This is a genomic window from Streptomyces sp. NPDC047000, from assembly GCF_040644295.1.
Classification (GTDB): Bacteria; Actinomycetota; Actinomycetes; order Streptomycetales; family Streptomycetaceae; genus Streptomyces.
The window spans coordinates 1-1,970 of sequence record NZ_JBEYWE010000078.1 but is presented as its reverse complement, the minus strand read 5'-3'; the positions used below and the strand labels follow the sequence as shown (position 1 = coordinate 1,970).

Here is a 1,970-nt window from a genome sequence, read left to right as displayed (position 1 = left end):
GAGCGTCTTTGCTGCTGAGCGAGTTGAGACTGGTCCAGACCGGTTGATAGTGCGGGCACGCGCATTCGCGGGGTTCGGCATCGGTGATCTCGGGACTTGCTGCATTCTGCGGGCATGTACGTGCGGAAGATCCAGCGCCGGAACAAGGACGGCAGTGTGGTGCGCTACGTGCAGCTGGCCACCAACTACCGTGCTGACGGCACCACCAGGGCCGAGGTCCTGCTGAGTCTGGGCCGCGAGGACCGGCTCGACGCGGGTTCGTTGCGCCGGCTGGTGGCTTCGATCAACCGGTACCTCGGTGACGCCCACCAGGACGCCGCCGCGCCGCTGGCCGCCGAGGGCGACCCGCTGCACGTGACCGCCTCCCGCGCGATCGGCGCGACCTGGCTGCTGGACGGCCTGTGGAAACGGCTGGGCATCGACACAGCCCTGGCCAAGGTGCTGGACACGCGGCGCTTTCGCACCGATGTCGAACGCGCGCTGTTCACGCTGGTCGCCAACCGGGCCATCGCACCGGACTCCAAACGGGCCGCTGTGGAGTGGGCCGGCTGCGACGTGGTGATCCCCGGCGCCGGGAAGGTCGCCGAGCAGCACGCCTACCGCGCCATGGACCTGCTGGTGGACGCCACGGCGCAGGCCGCGGTGCAAGAAGCGGTGTTCTTCGCCGCCGCCAACCTGCTCGACCTCGAGGTCGACGTCGTCTTCTTCGACACCACCAGCACCTACTTCGAACGCGACACCGCCGACACCGCCGACGGGGCGCTTCGCCGGTTCGGGCACTCCAAGGACCACCGCGGCGACCTGCCGCAGATCGTGATCGGGCTGGCGGTCACCCGCGAGGGCATCCCGGTGCGCTGCTGGGTCTGGCCCGGGCAGACCAGCGACCAGACCGTCATCGAGCAGGTCCGCGCCGACCTGCGCTCCTGGCGGCTCGGGCGGGTGGTCACCGTGGTCGACTCCGGCTTCAGCTCGGAGGCAAACCTGGCCTGCCTGACCCGCGCCGGCGGCCACTACATCGCCGGGATCAAGATGCGCGAGGGGTCCGCGAAGGCGGCCGAGGCCCTGGCCCGCCAGGGCCGCTACCAGCAGGTCCGGGACAACCTGCGGGTCAAGGAGGTCCGCCTGGACTCCGACCCCAACCGGCGGTGGGTCATCTGCCACAACCCCGTGGAGGCCGAACGCGACGCCACCCGCCGCACCGAACAACTCGCCGCCATCGAAGAAGAACTCGCCCGGATCAAGACCGCCCGCGCCGCCGACGCCGCCGCAGCCCGCACCCGCGCCGCCAAGGCCGGGCACAAGCGCGCGCCGAAGCCGCCGGACACGGTGCACCGCAAGGCCGAGTGCGCCCTGCGCGACCACCCCAGCCTGGGACGCTGGCTCAAGCAGCACCCTGCCACCGGCCGACTGTCGATCGACCGGGCCAAGGCGAAGGCCGAGGCCAACCTGGACGGCAAGTACCTGCTGGCCACCTCCGACCCGGACCTGACCGCCGAAGACGTCGCACTGGGCTACAAGAACCTCCTGGAAGCCGAGCGCGCCTTCCGCACCATGAAGAACACCCTCAACCTCCGGCCCGTCTACCACCGCATCGACGACCGGATCCGCGCGCACGTGCTCCTGTGCTGGCTGGCCCTGCTGCTGATCCGCGTCGCCGAACGCCGCACCGCAACCACCTGGCGCACCCTCAGGACCGAACTCGGCCGCCTCCACCAGGTCACCCTCACCGGCCCCGCAGGCAGCCTGCGACAGCTCACCGAACCCACCGACACGCAGGTGCAGATCTTCAAGGAATGCGGCGTGCCACTGCCGCCAAAGATGGACGCCCTGGAACCAGCGACAACGCGCTGACCAGGCCAAAGAAACTCCGGGAGCGTGGGCACACGCCCCCTCACCCCAGCCATGCCCGCTCCCGCAGCTCAACGCCATGATCACCAGCGCTTACATGCCCGCGAACTGTCGAACTCGGG

The 1,970-nt window shown here is 70.2% G+C and carries 1 protein-coding gene; it reads left to right on the top strand.

Annotation, left to right across the window (positions count from 1 at the left end):
* The first annotated feature begins 114 nt into the window (after nucleotides 1–114).
* Nucleotides 115–1,851, top strand: a complete 1,737-nt coding sequence (locus ABZ862_RS38435) for an IS1634 family transposase (RefSeq protein ID WP_359504803.1) — start codon at nucleotides 115–117, stop codon at nucleotides 1,849–1,851.
* Nucleotides 1,852–1,970 lie beyond the last annotated feature (119 nt).

Bases quoted from the DNA above. Each gene is read 5' to 3' on its own strand.
- ABZ862_RS38435 (WP_359504803.1), top strand. From the start codon at position 115: ATGTACGTGCGGAAGATCCAGCGCCGGAACAAGGACGGCAGTGTGGTG.